Annotated in this window: 15 protein-coding genes; 5 read left to right on the top strand and 10 right to left on the bottom strand. The window is 68.2% G+C overall.

What is annotated here, in order from left to right; translation table 11 throughout:
- Window positions 1-138: 138 nt before the first annotated feature.
- From ACVOME_RS11825 to ACVOME_RS11815, 3 genes are read right to left on the bottom strand one after another with little or no spacing between them, the layout of a single operon-like run.
- Entirely contained in the window at window positions 139-354 is a 216-nt protein-coding gene (locus ACVOME_RS11825; RefSeq protein WP_053519921.1) for a hypothetical protein, read from the bottom strand.
- Window positions 351-992, bottom strand: a complete 642-nt coding sequence (locus tag ACVOME_RS11820) for an RNA polymerase sigma factor (RefSeq protein WP_053519922.1) — start codon at window positions 990-992, stop codon at window positions 351-353. The genes ACVOME_RS11825 and ACVOME_RS11820 overlap by 4 nt, the downstream gene beginning before the upstream one ends.
- Before the next feature lie 37 nt (window positions 993-1,029).
- Window positions 1,030-1,359, bottom strand: coding sequence for a hypothetical protein (locus tag ACVOME_RS11815; RefSeq protein WP_053519923.1), 330 nt, complete (start codon window positions 1,357-1,359; stop codon window positions 1,030-1,032).
- A gap of 167 nt (window positions 1,360-1,526) precedes the next feature.
- On the opposite strand from ACVOME_RS11815, the gene ACVOME_RS11810 reads away from it, so the two are divergent.
- Genes ACVOME_RS11810 through hemF form a run of 4 tightly spaced genes read left to right on the top strand, consistent with a single transcriptional unit; the run spans window position 1,527 to window position 5,843 of the window.
- Window positions 1,527-3,893, top strand: a complete 2,367-nt coding sequence (locus ACVOME_RS11810; RefSeq protein ID WP_065181421.1) for a S9 family peptidase — start codon at window positions 1,527-1,529, stop codon at window positions 3,891-3,893.
- Entirely contained in the window at window positions 3,890-4,309 is a 420-nt protein-coding gene (locus tag ACVOME_RS11805) for an NUDIX hydrolase (RefSeq protein ID WP_461288364.1), read from the top strand. Before ACVOME_RS11810 ends, ACVOME_RS11805 begins: the two co-directional genes overlap by 4 nt.
- Before the next feature lie 27 nt (window positions 4,310-4,336).
- Window positions 4,337-4,897, top strand: coding sequence for a hypothetical protein (locus tag ACVOME_RS11800; protein WP_128987635.1), 561 nt, complete (start codon window positions 4,337-4,339; stop codon window positions 4,895-4,897).
- A gap of 49 nt (window positions 4,898-4,946) precedes the next feature.
- Window positions 4,947-5,843, top strand: a complete 897-nt coding sequence (hemF, locus tag ACVOME_RS11795; RefSeq protein ID WP_053519927.1) for an oxygen-dependent coproporphyrinogen oxidase — start codon at window positions 4,947-4,949, stop codon at window positions 5,841-5,843.
- A 48-nt stretch (window positions 5,844-5,891) separates the two neighbouring features.
- Here the strand turns inward: hemF and ACVOME_RS11790 are convergent, their stop codons facing one another.
- On the bottom strand, window positions 5,892-6,374 hold the full coding sequence (locus ACVOME_RS11790; protein ID WP_053519928.1) for a DUF421 domain-containing protein: 483 nt from the start codon (window positions 6,372-6,374) through the stop codon (window positions 5,892-5,894).
- A 326-nt stretch (window positions 6,375-6,700) separates the two neighbouring features.
- Window positions 6,701-9,475 carry a DNA polymerase I gene (gene polA, locus ACVOME_RS11785; RefSeq protein WP_197571459.1) on the bottom strand — a complete coding sequence of 925 codons (2,775 nt, stop codon included), beginning with the start codon at window positions 9,473-9,475 and terminating at the stop codon, window positions 6,701-6,703.
- A 99-nt stretch (window positions 9,476-9,574) separates the two neighbouring features.
- On the opposite strand from polA, the gene ACVOME_RS11780 reads away from it, so the two are divergent.
- Window positions 9,575-9,859, top strand: a complete 285-nt coding sequence (locus tag ACVOME_RS11780; RefSeq protein WP_053519930.1) for a DUF2782 domain-containing protein — start codon at window positions 9,575-9,577, stop codon at window positions 9,857-9,859.
- 121 nt (window positions 9,860-9,980) lie between these two features.
- On the opposite strand, the gene ACVOME_RS11775 is transcribed toward ACVOME_RS11780, so the two are convergent.
- From ACVOME_RS11775 to cls, 5 genes are all read right to left on the bottom strand, one after another.
- Complete coding sequence (locus ACVOME_RS11775) at window positions 9,981-10,427, bottom strand: universal stress protein (RefSeq protein WP_414488007.1); 447 nt, start codon at window positions 10,425-10,427, stop codon at window positions 9,981-9,983.
- A gap of 162 nt (window positions 10,428-10,589) precedes the next feature.
- A complete protein-coding gene (locus tag ACVOME_RS11770) occupies window positions 10,590-11,144 on the bottom strand; it encodes a hypothetical protein (protein ID WP_049433087.1) in 555 nt (184 codons plus the stop codon).
- Between the two features lie 117 nt (window positions 11,145-11,261).
- Window positions 11,262-13,454 (bottom strand): DNA helicase II, encoded by a 2,193-nt coding sequence (uvrD, locus tag ACVOME_RS11765; protein ID WP_074900176.1) that lies wholly within the window; start codon window positions 13,452-13,454, stop codon window positions 11,262-11,264.
- Window positions 13,455-13,463: 9 nt separating this feature from the next.
- A complete protein-coding gene (locus ACVOME_RS11760) occupies window positions 13,464-14,885 on the bottom strand; it encodes an FAD/NAD(P)-binding protein (RefSeq protein ID WP_481505113.1) in 1,422 nt (473 codons plus the stop codon).
- 69 nt (window positions 14,886-14,954) lie between these two features.
- A complete protein-coding gene (gene cls, locus ACVOME_RS11755; protein WP_053519935.1) occupies window positions 14,955-16,373 on the bottom strand; it encodes a cardiolipin synthase in 1,419 nt (472 codons plus the stop codon).
- Between the last annotated feature and the right edge of the window lie 26 nt (window positions 16,374-16,399).

Raw genomic sequence — 16,399 nt, 5'->3', positions numbered from 1 at the left:
CCGCCGCCCTCCCCGGCCGGCGGGCGCCCCCCCCCGCGGCCCCCCCCCCCCCCCCCCCCCCCGGCGCCCCCGCCGCCCCCCCCCCCGGCCCCCCCCCATCCCCCCCGGCGGGGCGCGGCCCCCCCCCCGGCGAGAGCCTCAAGGCCAGAAGTACCAGGCACCGGCCGCCAGCAGCGCGCCCACCAGCAGCACCTGCACCACCACATAGCCCACGCCACTGTCGCGCGACTCACTGGCAATACGCGTCTGCAACGCCTCGCTCACGTCCGGGGTCTGTTCCTGCCGTGCCTGTTCACGCAACGCCTGCGCCAGCGCGCGCTCGTCGGCATCGCGGGGATCGGTCGGTGGATTCACAGCAGTTCTCCGGCGGTGGCATGCCGCGTCAGTTCCTGCTTCAGGAGCAGACGCGCGCGGTGCAGGTGGCTCTTGATGGTACCGCGCGCAAGACCGGTCACCTGCTCGATCTCTGCCAGGTCGAAATCCTCCAGGTAGTGCAGGCCGACGATCAGGCGCTGCGGCGGGCTCAACCGCTCCAGCGCCGCACCCAGCTGGCGGCCGGCCTGCAGCGCTTGGCTGAGTTCGGCCGGGCCCGGTCCCTCGTCACCGATGCCCAGATCCTCCGGTACCTCCACCGCCACCATCCACTGCGCTTCCAGGCGCCGGCGACGCAGGTGCTGCAATGCGGTGGTGTAGGCCACCCGTGAGATCCAGGTCCGCAGCGAGGATTCGAAGCGGAACCGGTGCAGTTGCCGGAACACCGCCAGGAAGGTCTCCTGCAGCAGGTCAGCGACCTGATCGCGGTCACCCACCATGCGCCCGATCACATGCGCGCACGTGCGCTGGTGGGCCTGCACCAGCTGCGCGAACGCCGGTTGCGAGCCATCGATGATGGCCCGCACCAGCGCCGCATCATCTTCGATGACCGCGGCCGCCGCGGCGTCCTGCCGGCGGCGGCCGCGCAGGGCGGACAGGGCTTCGCCCAGCAGGCTCATGCGCACCGCTCCCCCGGGGCGTGTGGCATGCCGGCGCTCAGCTCTTGCGCACGGCGGGGCGGGTGAAGTGCCAGGCCAGCAGCTGGCCCAGGCCGGCACTGCCCACCAGGGCGGCAGCGGCGCCAAAGGTGAGGTCGCGGGCGCCCAGGACTTCCAGCAGGCCCATGGCCAGGGCCAGGCACACCAGGCTGATGCCCCAGCGCAGCGCGCCCTGGCGGCGGCGCTCTTCCTCCAGCACGGCCAGGGAGCGGATCACCTCCTCGGGCACGTGCGGTGCGACCAGCTTGCTGCGCGCGCGCGCATCGGCGATGGCGTGGATGGCGTAGGCGATGCAGATGAAGAGGGTGATCGGGATGAGTTCCTGCATGGTCGTGCTCCTGTGCGGTGAATGATGCGGGTTCAGGAGAATGGATGCGCGATGGCGGCCGCCGGTTGCACCGCTTTGCCGATCCCGCTGCCATGACCTGTGGCCCCCTCCTGCGGCGCGAACGGCTGCTACCCTTGCCCGGTTTCCTTTTCTGGTGCCGTCCGCCCATGTCCCGAGTGCTGCCCCTGTCCCTCCTGCTGTCGGCCGTGCTGGCCGCACCGGCCGCCCATGCCGCGCCGACGCCGATCACCATCGAACAGGCCATGGCGGATCCGGACTGGATCGGTCCGCCGGTCGAGAAGGCCTGGTGGTCGTGGAACAGCCAGCAGGTCGAGTACCAGCTCAAGCGCAACGGCAGCCCGGTGCGCGACACCTTCCGCCAGCCCGTGGCCGGTGGTGTTGCGGCCCAGGTGGCTGACGACCAGCGCGGCACCCTGGACGTGGCCGATCCGGTCTACGACCGCACCCGCACCCGCAGCGCCTTCGTCCGCAACGGCGACGTGTTCGTGCGCGACCTGCGCAGCGGCGCGCTCACCCAGCTCACGCGCAGCAACGAGCGCGCCAGCGGGGTGAACTTCGCTGCCGACAACGGCGTGATCTGGCGGGTGGGCCAGAACTGGTTCCACTGGACCGCTGCCGGCGGCGTGCAGCAGGTTGCCAGCCTGAAGGCCGACAAGGACCCCAACAGCGCGCCCAAGGACGACCTGCTGCGCGACCAGCAGCTGCGTACCCTGGAAACCCTGCGTCGCGACCGCGAGCAGCGCGAGGCATTGAAGGACCAGGACCAGCGCTGGCGCCAGGCCGACCCGACCCGCGCGCCGGGCCCGGTATACCTGGGCGCCGACGTGGAGATCGCCGACAGCGTGCTGTCGCCGGACCTGGGCCACCTGATCGTGGTGACCACGCCGAAGGACTTCGACGAGGGCCGCACCAGCAAGATGCCGCTGTACGTGACCGAATCCGGTTACGAGGAAACCGAGGACACCCGCACCCGCGTCGGTCGCAATGGCAACGAGCCGCACACCCTGTGGTACGTGGACGTGCGCAGCGGCAAGGCGCAGAAGCTGTCGCTGTCCGGCCTGCCGGGCATCGCCACCGACCCGCTGGCCGACCTGCGCCGCAAGGCCGGCAAGGAGGCGCTGAAGGGCGAACGCAGCGTGCAGGTGATGAGCGACTTCATGGGCGGCGGCATGCGCTGGAGCGCCGATGGCCAGCAGGCGGCGGTGATGCTGCGCGCCAACGACAACAAGGACCGCTGGATCGTCAGCATCGGCAGCGACGGCCGCGTGCAGAACCGCCACCGGCTGACCGACAACGCGTGGATCAACTGGGGCTTCAACGATTTCGGCTGGATGGCCGATGGCCGCACGCTGTGGCTGCTGTCCGAGGAATCGGGCTTCTCGCACCTGTACACCCAGGCCGGCACTGCCCGGCCGCAGGCGCTGACCAGCGGCAAGTGGGAGACCTCCGCGCCCGTGCTGTCGGCCGACGGCAAGGGCTTCTACTTCCTGTGCAACCAGCAGGCCCCGCACGATTACGAAGTCTGCGCGGTCGACACCGGCAGCCGTCAGGTCCGCGAGCTGACCAGCCTCAACGGCGTGGAAGACTTCTCGCTGTCGCCGGATGGCCAGCAGCTGCTGGTGCGCTACTCCGGTGCCTACCTGCCACCGCAGCTGGCGGTGCTGCCCAGCGCGGGCGGCCAGGCCCGCGTGCTGACCGATACCCGCAGCGCCGACTTCAAGGCGCGCCAGTGGATCCAGCCGAAGCTGGTGGCGGTACCGTCCAGGCATGGCGCCGGCGTGGTCTGGGCCAAGTACTACGAACCCGAGCACAAGGAGCCGGGCAGGAAGTACCCGATCGTGATGTTCGTGCACGGTGCCGGCTACCTGCAGAACGTGCACCAGCGCTACCCGGCCTACTTCCGCGAGCAGATGTTCCACAACCTGCTGGTGCAGAAGGGCTACATCGTGCTGGACATGGACTACCGCGGCAGCGAGGGCTACGGCCGCGACTGGCGCACGGCCGTCTACCGCAACATGGGCCACCCGGAACTGGAAGACTACAAGGACGGCCTGGACTGGCTGGTGGACACCCAGCAGGGCGACCGTGACCACGCCGGCATCTACGGTGGCTCCTACGGCGGCTTCATGACCTTCATGGCGCTGTTCCGCGCACCGGGCACCTTCAAGGCCGGTGCCGCGCTGCGCCCGGTGGTGGACTGGCACAACTACAACCATGCCTATACCAGCAACATCCTCAACACGCCGGACATCGATCCGGAGGCGTACCGGGTGTCTTCGCCGATCGAGTACGCGCAGAACCTGCAGGACAACCTGCTGATCGCGCACGGCATGATGGATGACAACGTGTTCTTCCAGGACTCGGTGAACCTGACCCAGCGCCTGATCGAGCTGCACAAGGACAACTGGTCGATCGCCCCGTACCCGCTGGAGCGCCACGGCTACGTCCGCGCCGACTCCTGGCTGGACCAGTACAAGCGCATCCTCAAGCTGTTCGAGCAGAACCTGAAGTGAGCAGTGCCACGGCCACGATCCACATCGTGGCCGCGGTCATCGTCGACGACCACGGCCGGGCGCTGGTGGTACGCAAGCACGGCGCCGACCGCTTCATCCAGCCCGGAGGCAAGCCCGAACCGGGCGAAACGCCACTGCAGACGCTGGCCCGCGAACTGGACGAGGAGCTGGGTGTGCGCCTGCTCGCCGGCCCGACCGTGGCGCTGGGCCATTTCCAGGACTGGGCGGTGAACGAGCCTGGTCATCGCGTACAGGCCGAGGCCTGGTGGGTGCAGGTACAGGGCACGCCGCAGGCACGCGCGGAAATCGCCGAGCTGGCGTGGGTGCCGCTGCGCCCGCCCCATGGCCTGCGCTTGGCACCCTTGAGCGAACACCATATCCTGCCGGCCGTTGCCACCCGGGTGGCGACCCGCTGAAGACGCCACTGCAGCCAAGGACATCGGATGTCGCTTCAACCGCCCCGGCACCGCCCTGCCACGCCGCTCAACCCGGAGGATTTCGTGCGGCCGCTCGGCCTGGCGTCGCTGCTGATCTGCGCAGCGTTCGTGGTGGCCATGGCGATTCAGGCGCTGGTGGTCTGGCAGCTGTCCGGCGGCCCGTTCTGGCGGTGGATGCTACTGTCGGCCACTGAACAGCAGTTCCCGCCAAGCGTGCTGTGGATCCTGCGCAAACCGGTGGACGCTACCCTGTGGCTGATGCTGTCAGCGATCCCCGCCGTGCTTTCCAGCTGGGGATTCGCCCGGCGACGTCGCTGGGGCCTCTGGAGCTACGTGGCATTGCTGTGGCTCTCGGCCCTGGCAAACTTCGCCGTCGCCGGGTGGCTGGACAGCGTCGTCGCCGACGTCATCGGGCGTATCGTCGATCCAGGCACACTGCGCGAAGCGCGAACCCAGCACATCCTCATGTCGCTGACCTTGTTCGGCGGCGCCTTCGCCCTGCTCGTCGCGCAGGGCTGGCTGGCCTGGCGCCTGCTGCGGCCGGATATCCGCTCCTGCTTCCACTGACCTGCCCTCACCCGCGGCGTGCGGCAGGCCCTGCGGTAAAGTACGCGTCATGAACGAATTCGAGCGCGTGCGCGCCTACCTGACCGACCTGCAGGACCGCATCTGTGCGGCGATCGAAGCGGCCGACGGCCAGGCCCGCTTCCAGGAAGACCTGTGGCAGCGCGCTGAAGGCGGGGGTGGCCGTACCCGCGTGCTGCGCGACGGCGCGGTGTTCGAACAGGCCGGAATCGGCTTCTCGGATGTCTCCGGCAGCCGCTTGCCGCCGTCGGCCTCGGCCAACCGCCCGGAGCTGGCCGGCGCCTCCTGGCGCGCCACCGGCGTATCGCTAGTGTTCCACCCGCTCAACCCCTATGTGCCCACCACCCATGCCAACGTGCGCTTCTTCCAGGCGCAGCGCGACGGCGAAGTGGTGGCCAGCTGGTTCGGGGGTGGTTTCGATCTGACCCCCTTCTATCCCTTCGACGAGGACGTGCGCCATTGGCACCAGGTCGCCCACGACCTGTGCGCGCCGTTTGGTGAAGAGCGCTACAGCGCGCACAAGCGCTGGTGCGACGAGTACTTCTTCCTGCGCCACCGCAACGAAACGCGCGGCATCGGCGGCCTGTTCTTCGACGATCTGCACGGCGATTTCGAACGCGACTTCGATTACCTGCGGGCGGTCGGCGACGGCTTCCTCGATGCCTATCTGCCGATCGTGCAGCAGCGCAAGGACATCGCCCATGGCGAGCGCGAGCGCGAATTCCAGCTGTACCGGCGGGGCCGCTATGTGGAATTCAACCTGGTCTACGACCGCGGCACGCTGTTCGGCCTGCAGAGCGGCGGCCGCAGCGAAAGCATCCTGATGAGCCTGCCGCCGCGGGTGCGCTGGGAATACGGCTTCACCCCCGAGGCGGGCAGTCCGGAAGCCCGACTGGCCGATTACCTGGTCCCGCGCGACTGGCTCTAAGGCATCTCGCGGGGCGGCGTGGCCGTCCCCGCACGCATGCCGCCGGCCCTACGCGTCCGTGTGCCGGGCGATGATCGTGATATGGCCGGTGGTTTCCAGCAGCGCCACCTGCACATCATCGATGCGCAGGCAGCCCTGCTGGCGCATGGCGGCATCGAAATCGGCCCGGCTGATCAGTTCGCGGCGCAGAACATCCCGCAACAGGGTGCCGTCACGGGCGATCACCACCGGTTCCCCCTCGATCAGGCGCTCCAGGCGGCGGTTGCGGGTGGTCACCCAGCCCACGCCGTAGTTGAGCAGGATCAGGGTCGCGGCGAGCAGCAGGCCACCGCCCAGGGACGTGTCCTGGCCCAGCAGCGCGTTCTGCACCGCGTTGCCCAGCAGCACGATCAGCAGCACGTCGAACGGGGTGATCTGCCCCAGCGCGCGCTTGCCGCTGAGGCGCACCAGGCCCAGCACGACGGTGTAGACCACCACCGCGCGCAGGATGAACTCCCACCACGGCATCGCCAGTGCGAACAGATCGTGCATTGCGGGCTCCCCTGCTGGGCGGTGGCCCAGCCTAGCAGCCGGCAGCCTGCCGGCGGCGCAAATAAAAAGCCCCGCTGACCAGGGGGAGGTCAACGGGGCCGGGGAACGGGCACTTGGGGAGGAGTCCCCGTTCCGAGATCTGCTCCAGGGGATGGGAGAGATCCACAACAGGCATTGCGCCTGTCGAGAGCTATAGAACCACTCCGAACACTAACGGTTCGTGAAGGGAGCCAATTTAATGAACCGCAATGGGGCGAGTATTCATGGCCGAGTCAGAAACTGTGGCCAGATGAACAAATTCACGTCGTTTCAGGCCCGAAAGCGACTCAGTGTGCCTCGTCCCAGTTGTTACCTACGCCGGTGTCGACCACCAGAGGAACGCGCAACTGTGCCGATTGCGACATGCGCTGCACCACATTTTCCCGCAGCTCCTCGACAAACGCAGTCTCGGTTTCGAACACCAGTTCATCGTGCACCTGCAGGATCATCCGCGCCGGGGCCCCGCTGTCGCGCAGCCAGCGGTCAACATCCACCATCGCGCGCTTGATGATGTCGGCAGCGGTGCCCTGCATCGGCGCGTTGATCGCGGCGCGTTCAGCACCGGCACGCAGGCCCTGGTTGCGTGCATGGATATCGTTCAGATACAGGCGGCGGCCGAACAGCGTCTCCACATAGCCCTGGTCACGGGCCTGCTGGCGCATCCGCTCCATGAAGTCACGCACGCCCGGGTAACGGCTGAAGTACAACGCCACATAATCCTGCGCCTGGCCACGGTCGATGCCCAGGTTGCGGGCCAGGCCGAAGGCGCTCATGCCGTACATCAGGCCGAAATTGATCGCCTTGGCCGCGCGGCGCTCGTTCGGCGTCACCTCGTCCAGGGTGCGGCCGAACACTTCTGCGGCGGTGGCGCGGTGCACGTCGGCGCCCTGCTCAAAGGCGCGCACCAGGCCCGGGTCTTCGGACAGGTGGGCCATGATCCGCAGTTCGATCTGTGAATAGTCGGCGGCCAGCAGCTGGCAGCCTTCCGGTGCGACGAAGGCGCGGCGGATGCGGCGGCCATCTTCGGTGCGGATCGGGATGTTCTGCAGGTTCGGGTCGGAGGAGGACAGGCGGCCGGTGGCAGCGCCGGACTGGTGGTAGCTGGTGTGCACCCTGCCGGTATCCGGGTTGACCATCTCCGGCAGCTTGTCGGTATAGGTGCTGCGCAGCTTGGCCAGGCCACGGTAATCGAGGATCACCCGCGGCAGCTCATGCTGGTCGGCGATCGCCTCCAGCGCCTCTTCATTGGTGCTGGGCTGGCCCTTCGGGGTCTTCACCACCGCCGGCAGCTTCAGCTCGTCGAACAGCACGGCCTGCAGCTGCTTCGGCGAATCCAGGTTGAAACTGCGCCCGGCCAGCTCGGTGGCCTTCTGCTGCGCGGCCAGCATGCGCGAAGACAGGTCCTGGCTCTGCCGGCGCAGCTCGTCGGCATCGATGCGCACACCGTTGGCCTCGATGCTGGCCAGTACCGGCACCAGGGGCATCTCGATGTCGCGGTACACGCTGTCCAGGGCCGGTTCGGCCAGCAGCTGCGGTTGCAGCGCGCGGTGCAGGCGCAGGGTGATGTCGGCGTCCTCGGCCGCATAGCGGCTGGCCTCGTCGATGCCCACCTGCGAGAACGGAATCTGCTTGGCGCCCTTGCCGGCCACGTCCTCGAACTTGATGGTGGTGTAGCCCAGGTAACGCAGGGCCAGCGAATCCATGTCGTGGCGGGTGGCGGTGGAATTGAGCACGAAGCTCTCAAGCATGGTGTCGTCGTGGTAACCCTGCACCTCGACACCATGGCGCCGCAGCACATGCAGGTCGTACTTGCCGTGCTGGCCCAGCTTCTTCCTTGCCGGGTCCTGCAGTACCGGGCGCAACGCGTCCAGCACCTGCTGCAGCGGCAGCTGCGCCGGTGCGCCGGGGTAGTCATGGCCCACCGGGATGTAGGCCGCCTTGCCCGGCTCGACCGCCAGGCTGACACCGACCAGGCGCGCGCGCATCGCATCCAGCGCATCGGTTTCGGTATCGAAGCTGATCAGGTCAGCCTGCTGCAGCCGCTCCACCCAGGCCTGCAGCTGTCCGCTGGTAAGCACGGTCTCGTATTCACCTGGCGCGGCCAGCGCCGGATCCAGCGTGCCCTCGGCCGGTGCCTCCGCACTGCCACGGGCGAAGCCGGCCGCCGTGCCACGCAGGCTCGGTGCCGCCTCGCTGGCCACGGCCGGTGCCGGCAGCGGCGCCCCCAGTTCCTTCAGGGCCTGGGTGAAACCGTAGCGCGTGTACAGCTCGGTCAGCGCCGGAACGTCCTGTTCGCGCAGCGCCAGCGTGGTCGGGGTGGCCTCCAGCGCGACGTCGGTGCGGATCGTCACCAGCTCGCGGTTCAGCGGCAGGCGCTCCAGCGCCGCACGCAGGTTCTCGCCGATCTTGCCCTTCATGGACGGCGCGGCGGCCATCACGCCCTCCAGGTGCTGGTACTCGGCCAGCCACTTGGCGGCGGTCTTCGGCCCGCACTTTTCCACGCCCGGCACGTTGTCGACGCTGTCGCCCATCAACGCCAGCAGGTCGACGATCTGGTCGGCGCGCACACCGAACTTCTCCATCACCGCCGCGTCCGAATCCATGCGGCTGCCGGTCATGGTGTTGACCAGTTCGATGCCCGGCCGCACCAGCTGGGCGAAGTCCTTGTCGCCGGTGGAGATCGTCACCTTCAGGTCCTGCGCCTGGCCCTGCAGGGCCAGCGTGCCGATCACATCGTCGGCTTCCACGCCCGGAACGCGCAGGATGCTGATGCCCAGCGCTTCGACGATGCGGCACATCGGCTCTACCTGGCTGCGCAGCTCGTCGGGCATCGGGGGACGGTTGGCCTTGTACTGGTCGTACAGGTCATCACGGAAGGTCTTGCCGGGCGCATCGACGACGAACGCGACGTAGGCCGGCCGCTCCTTCAGCGTCGAGCGCAGCATGTTGACCACGCCGAACAGCGCGCCGGTGGGCTCGCCCTGTGCATTGGACAGGGGCGGCAGCGCGTGGAACGCGCGGTACAGGTAACTGGACCCGTCGATCAGGACTAATCTGCTCATGCAGCGATTCTACGCGCCTGTCCCTGCACAGCGGCGACACGGCGCATGCCCGACGATGGGGCATAATCGAATCTCTTTCCAGGCAAAGGACCACCGCCCATGAAGACTCTGATGCTGGCCTCCCTGCTCCTGCTTGCCGGCTGCGCCAGCATGGGTGGCGCCGGGGCGCCCCCGGTCGACGTCAAGGGCGCCGAGGTCTCCAGCCGCACCATGAGCAACGGCGACACCATCGAGGAGTACCGCGTGGCCGGGCAGCTGCGCATGGTCAAGGTGACGCCGTCGCGGGGTGCCCCGTTCTACATGTACGACAAGAACGGCGATGGCCGCATGGACACCGACAAGGACGGCGTCTCGCCGGTGTACTGGAAGCTCTACAGCTGGTGATGTGACAGGGGTCGGATCCCTTTCCGCAGGGTCCGACCCCAGCGAGCCCGGCTGCACAAAAGATGACGCCGGCGCGCATCCTGCGGCCGGCGTCGGTGTCCCCTCCCCGGGAACACGTGCCTCAGCGGATGACCAGCACCGGAAGCGTGCTGCGTGCCAGCACCTCGGCGGTCTGGCTGCCTAGCAGTACGCGGGTCACGCCACGACGGCCATGCGAGGTCATCACGATCAGGTCGCTGTTGCGCTCGGCAGCGGTCTCGATGATGCCGTCGGCCGCGTAGCGGTCCAGTACGTGCACCGGGTTGGCGGTAATGCCCTGTTCGGCGGCCTTGGCCAGCGCCGGCTGCAGCACCTTCTGCGCGCCTTCCTCGCGGTCGGCCTTGTACTCGGGGCTGTTCATGTAGCCCACGCTCCAGCCCATGGCGTCGTACATGCCGACAGCCCACGGCTCGGAAACGGTGACGATATCGACCTCGGCGTTGAGGTCCTTGGCCAGCTCCAGGCCCTTGGTCAGGCCCTTGTCGGCCAGCTCGGACCCGTCGGTGGCGATCAGGATGCGCGTGTACATGGTGGGGCTCCGTGGCAATCCGCCGGATGGGAACGCCACCATTGCACACCCGATGTGCACGTGGCGCTTTGAGCAGGATCAATCCGGCGCCTGTAGAGCCGAGCCCATGCTCGGCTCCGGATGGATGAGCCGAGCGTGGGCTCGGCTCTACAGGTGGCCCACTCAGGCGATCTGCACCACGCGTGCGTTCTGGCACAGCGGGTAGCTGGCCACGAACCCGGCGATCGCATCACGCATCGCCTCGAACGACTGGCCGTACATGTACAGCGCGGTCTCGGTCGGGCCCTGCCACCAGCTGCAGATCTCGCCCAAGCCATCGATGCGTTCGGACAGCTGTTCGAACACATGGTTGGAATCGCATTGTTCGTAGACCTCGTCCGGCAGGTTCTGGCCATCCAGATAGATGCCCAGGCCTTCGGTGACGCCGAAACCGCGGTCGCCGTCCCCGGCGCCCTGCACCTTCGATCCCTTCGGCGCGCCCAGCTGCTCCAGCAGATCGATCAACTTCGGCACACCCGCCGCGTCATGAAGCGCCACCTCGATGTCGCCGTACTCGACCTCGCCGTCATCGGAGAGGGCGGTCCCGCCGCCGGTGATTTCGCCCACTTCGGCGGCCTGCAGCAGCGCGTCGAGCGGATCCTCGAACAGCTCGTGGCGATGCTCAGGCTGCAGCCTGGCGTTCAAGGTCACGGTGACATGCAGCGTGGGCTCGGTCATGGGGGCATTCCTGGAAGAGATGCCGCCCATTGTAGAGCCGAGCCCATGCTCGGCTGGGCTTTCCCGCGATGGGGTCAGAGCCCTCCCTGCGGGAGGGATCCGGCCCCTCGACGGGAATCAGATCACCGTCAGGTTGGCGTAGGCCATCACCAGCCACTTGCTGCCGGCGTCGGCGAACTCGACCTGCACGCGGGCGTGGGCGCCGTTGCCTTCGTAATCGGTCACCATGCCTTCGCCGAACTTGGGATGGCTGACCAGCGCGCCGAGCTTGATCGGCGGCAGCTCGATGGCGGCATGCCCCATCACCCGGCTGCTGCCCAGCGACGCGGGACGCGAGACTTGCACCTTCGGCCGCACTTCATGCAGCAGCCCGCGTGGAATCTCACGCAGGAATCGCGAAGGCAGGCTGTAGTTGTCCTGGCCATGGATGCGGCGTGATTCGGCGTAACACAGCACCAGCTTCTGCCGCGCCCGGGTGATGCCCACATACGCCAGGCGCCGCTCTTCCTCCAGCCGGCCGCTTTCTTCCAGCGAACGCGCGCTCGGGAACAGGCCATCCTCCATGCCGGCCAGGAATACCAGGGGGAATTCCAGGCCCTTCGCCGAATGCAGGGTCATCAGCTGCACGCCGTCCTCGCCGGCCTGCGCCTGGCCCTCGCCGGCCTCCAGCGCAGCGTAGGCCAGGAACGCCACCAGCTCGTCCATGTCCTCGCCCACTTCCTCGATGTCATCGGCCCGCCGCACGAAGCGCGAGGCGACCGAGACCAGTTCGTCGAGGTTGTCGGTGCGCGATTCGGAGTCGAGCGAATTGCGGCTTTCCTTGCTCCAGTGCTCACGCAGCTGCGAGCGCGAGAGCACGTGATCCACGCGCTCGGCCAGGGTCATGTCCCGGGTCTGCGCCTGCAGTTCGTTGACCAGCACCAGGAAGCCCGCCAGTGCGTTGCGCGCACGCGCGGCCAGCGCATTGCCCTGGGTGACCAGCATGGTGGCTTCCCACAGCGAAATGCCCTGCGCTCGTGCTTCGCGCCGCACTTCGTCGAGAGTGCGTTCACCGATGCCGCGGGTCGGCGTGTTCACCGCGCGCTCGAAGGCGGCATCGTCGTTGCGGTTGGAGAGCAGGCGCAGGTAGGCCAGCGCGTCCTTGATCTCGGCGCGTTCGAAGAAGCGCATGCCGCCGTACACGCGGTACGGCACCTGCTCGCTCAGCAGGGCTTCTTCCAGCGCACGCGACTGCGCATTGCTGCGGTAGAGCACGGCCACTTCGGTGTAGCTGCCACCATCGCGCACCCACTGGCGGGCACGTTCGACGATGTAGCGGGCCTCGTCCATCTCGTTGTACGCCGCGTACAGGTCGATCGGCTCGCCGTCACCGCTGTCGGTCCACAGCTGCTTGCCGATGCGATCGGGGTTGTGCGCGATCACCGCGTTGGCAGCACCGAGGATGTTGGCCGTGGAGCGGTAGTTCTGTTCCAGGCGGATGGTCTGCGCGCCCGGGAAATCACGCAGGAAGCCCTGCACGTTCTCCACCTTGGCACCGCGCCAGCCGTAGATGGCCTGGTCGTCGTCGCCGACCACGAACACATGGCCGGACTCCCCGGCCAGCACGCGCACGAAGGCGTACTGGATGGCATTGGTGTCCTGGAACTCGTCCACCAGGATCTCGCGGAAGCGGGCGCGGTAGTGCGCCAGCAGGCCGGGATTGTCACGCAGCAGCTCATGCGCGCGCAGCAGCAGTTCGGCGAAGTCGACCAGGCCGGCACGGTCGCAGCGCGCCTGGTACTCGATGTAGGCCTGGCGCATGGTTTCCAGCCACGCATCGTGCGGCTCGGGCTGGATGTGCTGCGGGCGGCGGCCTTCATCCTTCTGTTCGTTGATCCACCACGCGATCTGCTTGGGCGGATGCTTGCTGTCGTCGATCTCCAGTGCCTGCACCACGCGCTTGACCAGCCGCAGCTGGTCGTCCGAATCCATCACCTGGAAACCTTCGGGCAGCTTCGCGTCCTGCCAGTGCAGGCGCAGCAGGCGGTTGGCCAGGCCGTGGAAGGTACCGATCCACATGCCACGGCTGCCATGCGGCAGCTGTGCGTCGATGCGGTGGCGCATCTCGCCGGCGGCCTTGTTGGTGAAGGTCACCGCGAAGATGCCATGGGTCGGCACGCCTTCGACTTCATGCAGCCAAGCGATGCGGTGGGTAAGTACGCGGGTCTTGCCGGAACCGGCACCGGCCAGCACCAGGTGGTGGCCGGGGGGAGCGGAGACGGCTTCGCGCTGGGCCGGGTTCAGGCCATCAAGCAGGTGGGAGACATCCATGCCCCCATTTTACGGCATCGCCGTCGCGGCTCCTGCGACCACCTGGGTGGCCAGTGCCTGCGCCTGCTGGCGCAGTTCAGGCACCGCCAGGCTTTCCCACAGGCTGCCGATGCGCAGGCTGCCAAGTACGCCCAGCCGCGCCTGCGGCTGGCCGCCGGCGCTGCGCACGCGGTCGCCGGGCACCGTGCTGTCCAGGCCCAGCCCATGCGGCCCGGGACGGGCCAGGCCATCGGCCTGAAGCTGCTGCAGCAACGGATTGCGCAACGCGGTGGCGCGGGTCTCCACACCGGTGGCGTTGATCACACCACCGATCGTCCACTGCTGCCGGTGTCCGGCCGCATCGTGGCCCGACAGCTGCAGCGCATCGCCCTCACGCCAGACCCGATCCAGGCGTGCGCGATGCACGCGCAGCTGACCGCTGGCCTGCAATGCGCGCAACTGTGCATCGACCTCTTCGGCGATGCGATGGCGATGTACATCCCAGTAGCGCACCACATGGCGCAGGAACCGCCGCTGGTCGGCCTCGTCGAGGCTGCACCACAGCGCCGGTCCATGCGGACGGAGGCGGTCCATCACGCCCTGCCAGGGCAGGCCATCCGCCTCGGCCCGGCGCACCTGCCGGCGCAGCGTGCGCAGGCGCTGGCGCAGCGTCATCGGCAGCAGGGGGGCGGGGTCGAAATCCGGCAGGCCCGCGTGCGCATGCGGCAGCGGCAGCAGGCCGTGACGGGAAATCACATGCAGCGGGCCGGTGTGACCGGCCGCGACCAGCGCCAGCACCGTATCAGCCATGCTCAGACCGGAACCGACGATGGCCAGCGCGTGCGCGCCTGCCAACGCGCGCACGCCGTCGTAGTCCCAGGCTTCGACCACGGTGTCGGCAGGCAGTCCATCGGCACCGGCCACCGGCAGCGGACGCATGCTGTTGCCGGTGGCGAGCACCCCCTGCGCGGCGTGCCATGTGTGGCCATCGCCCAGCTGCAGGCGATAACCGGAGTCATCCGGAGCGAGGCCCCGCACCGGCTGCGCGATCACCTGCAGCTGCGCCGGGCTGGCCGCAACCGCCTCCTGCAGACGCTGCTGCAGGTACGCGGCGAAATGATGGCGGCCGACATAACGCTCGCCCAGTACCTCGCGCGTCTCGCCCGGGTAGGCGTTGACGGCCATCAGGTAATCGAGGAAGTCAGCCGGCTGCTCGGCGAACGCACTCATTTTCGCCGCCGGCACATTCAGCAGGTGCTCCGGCCACGGCGTGGCATAGGCGATGCCCTGGGCCAGCTGCGAGGCGGGTTCGAAGATGGCCAGCGCCAGTGGCGACCGGGCCTGGCGCAGCACCTGGATCGCCACCAGCACCCCGGCCGCACCACCACCGATGATCGCCAGGTCCAGTTCGCCATTACACGGTGAATCAGTCATGTGCCGATTGTAGGCCATCGGCCATGACGGGCCGGAGTGCCGCCGCGTGCGCAATGATCGAGACCGCTCGAGCTCCGGCGCACCGGTTCACATCAACGCGTCGGCCAGGCGTGCGATGCCTTCGCGGCTGCGGCGCCAGGCAGGACGCTTGCGCCACTGCTGCAGATCGAGCTGGCGCGACTGGCGCAGGTAATCGTCTTCAATGGCACACAGCTGCGTCACCAGCACGCGGTCGTAGCAGACCAGACCGATCTCGGCATTCAGCGCGAACGAGCGGATATCCATGTTGATCGAGCCGAGCACCGCGATGTCTTCATCCACGCTCATGTGCTTGGCGTGCAGGAACTGCGGCTCGTACAGGGCAATGCGCACGCCACAGCGCAGCAGCTCGTCGTAGTAGGCCTCCTGCGCCCAGGCGGTCAGCCGCTGGTTGTTGCTGGCCGACAGGATCAGCTGCACCTGCACCCCGGACAGCGCGGCGATGCGCAGCGCGCTCAGGGTCGCTTCGTCCGGCACGAAGTACGGGGTGACCATCACCAGCCGCCGGCGGGCCAGATGGATCAGTGCGGCGACGGCATCACGCGCGTTGCTGTACGGATAGGCCGGCCCGCTGGGCAGCAGCTGGGTGGCAACATCGTCGCTGCACTCGGGTACGTCGGCAATGACGTCCAGGCGCTGGCCGGTCTCGATGTACCAGTCGCTGGCGAACACGGCTTCCAGGTGTGCCACCGCCGGGCCGCGCACACGCGCCACCAGCTCGCGGTTGGGATGGCCTGGCACGAACTCCGGCCGTGCCAGGTTCTGAGAACCGATGTAGCCCACTTCGTTGTCGATCACCGCAATCTTGCGATGGTTGCGCAGGTCCATGCGGCCGCTGCGGCGCCAGCGCAGCCCGCCGGGCAGCATCGCCCGCACTTCGATATCGCGCGCCTGCAGGCGCTTGCGGTAGGCGCGCAGGCCGCGCTTGGCGCCCACCGCGTCCAGCAGCACCCTGCACTGCACGCCGCGGGCGGCGGCACGCTGCAGCGCCTCGACGATGGCCTCGCCCACCGAATCGTCGAACATCAGGTAGTACAGCAGGTGCACGCGGTCTTCGGCCTGGTCGATGTCGGCGATGAGCGTGTGCAGCGATTCGTCGTAATCGGTGAGCAGATCGACGGCGTTGCCGTGCACCGGCATGAAATCGCCCTGGCGCTGCACCAGCGGCACGATTTCCGCACTGGCCGTATCCGGTTCCGGCTTCCAGCGCAGGCGGCGCTGCAGCGCCTGCTCTTCGCGGATGACCTGCGAGGCCTCGGCCTGGCGGCGGATGCGCTCGCGCGACAGCCACGGGTGGCCGAACAGCAGATACAGCGGCAGGCCCAGCAGCGGCACGAAACCGACCAGCAGCAGCCAGCTGCGGGCCGCGCCCGGCGTGGTGCGGGTCGGAATCCAGCACAGCGCGACCAGCCGGATCAGCCAGTCGATCAGCAGCAGATACGATCCCAGCAACCACTCAACCAGCATCGCGTCGTCCGTCGGCAGGTGATGGG

It is taken from the genome of Stenotrophomonas sp. STEN008, from assembly GCF_056760435.1.
This window is presented reverse-complemented; position numbering and strand designations above follow the sequence as displayed.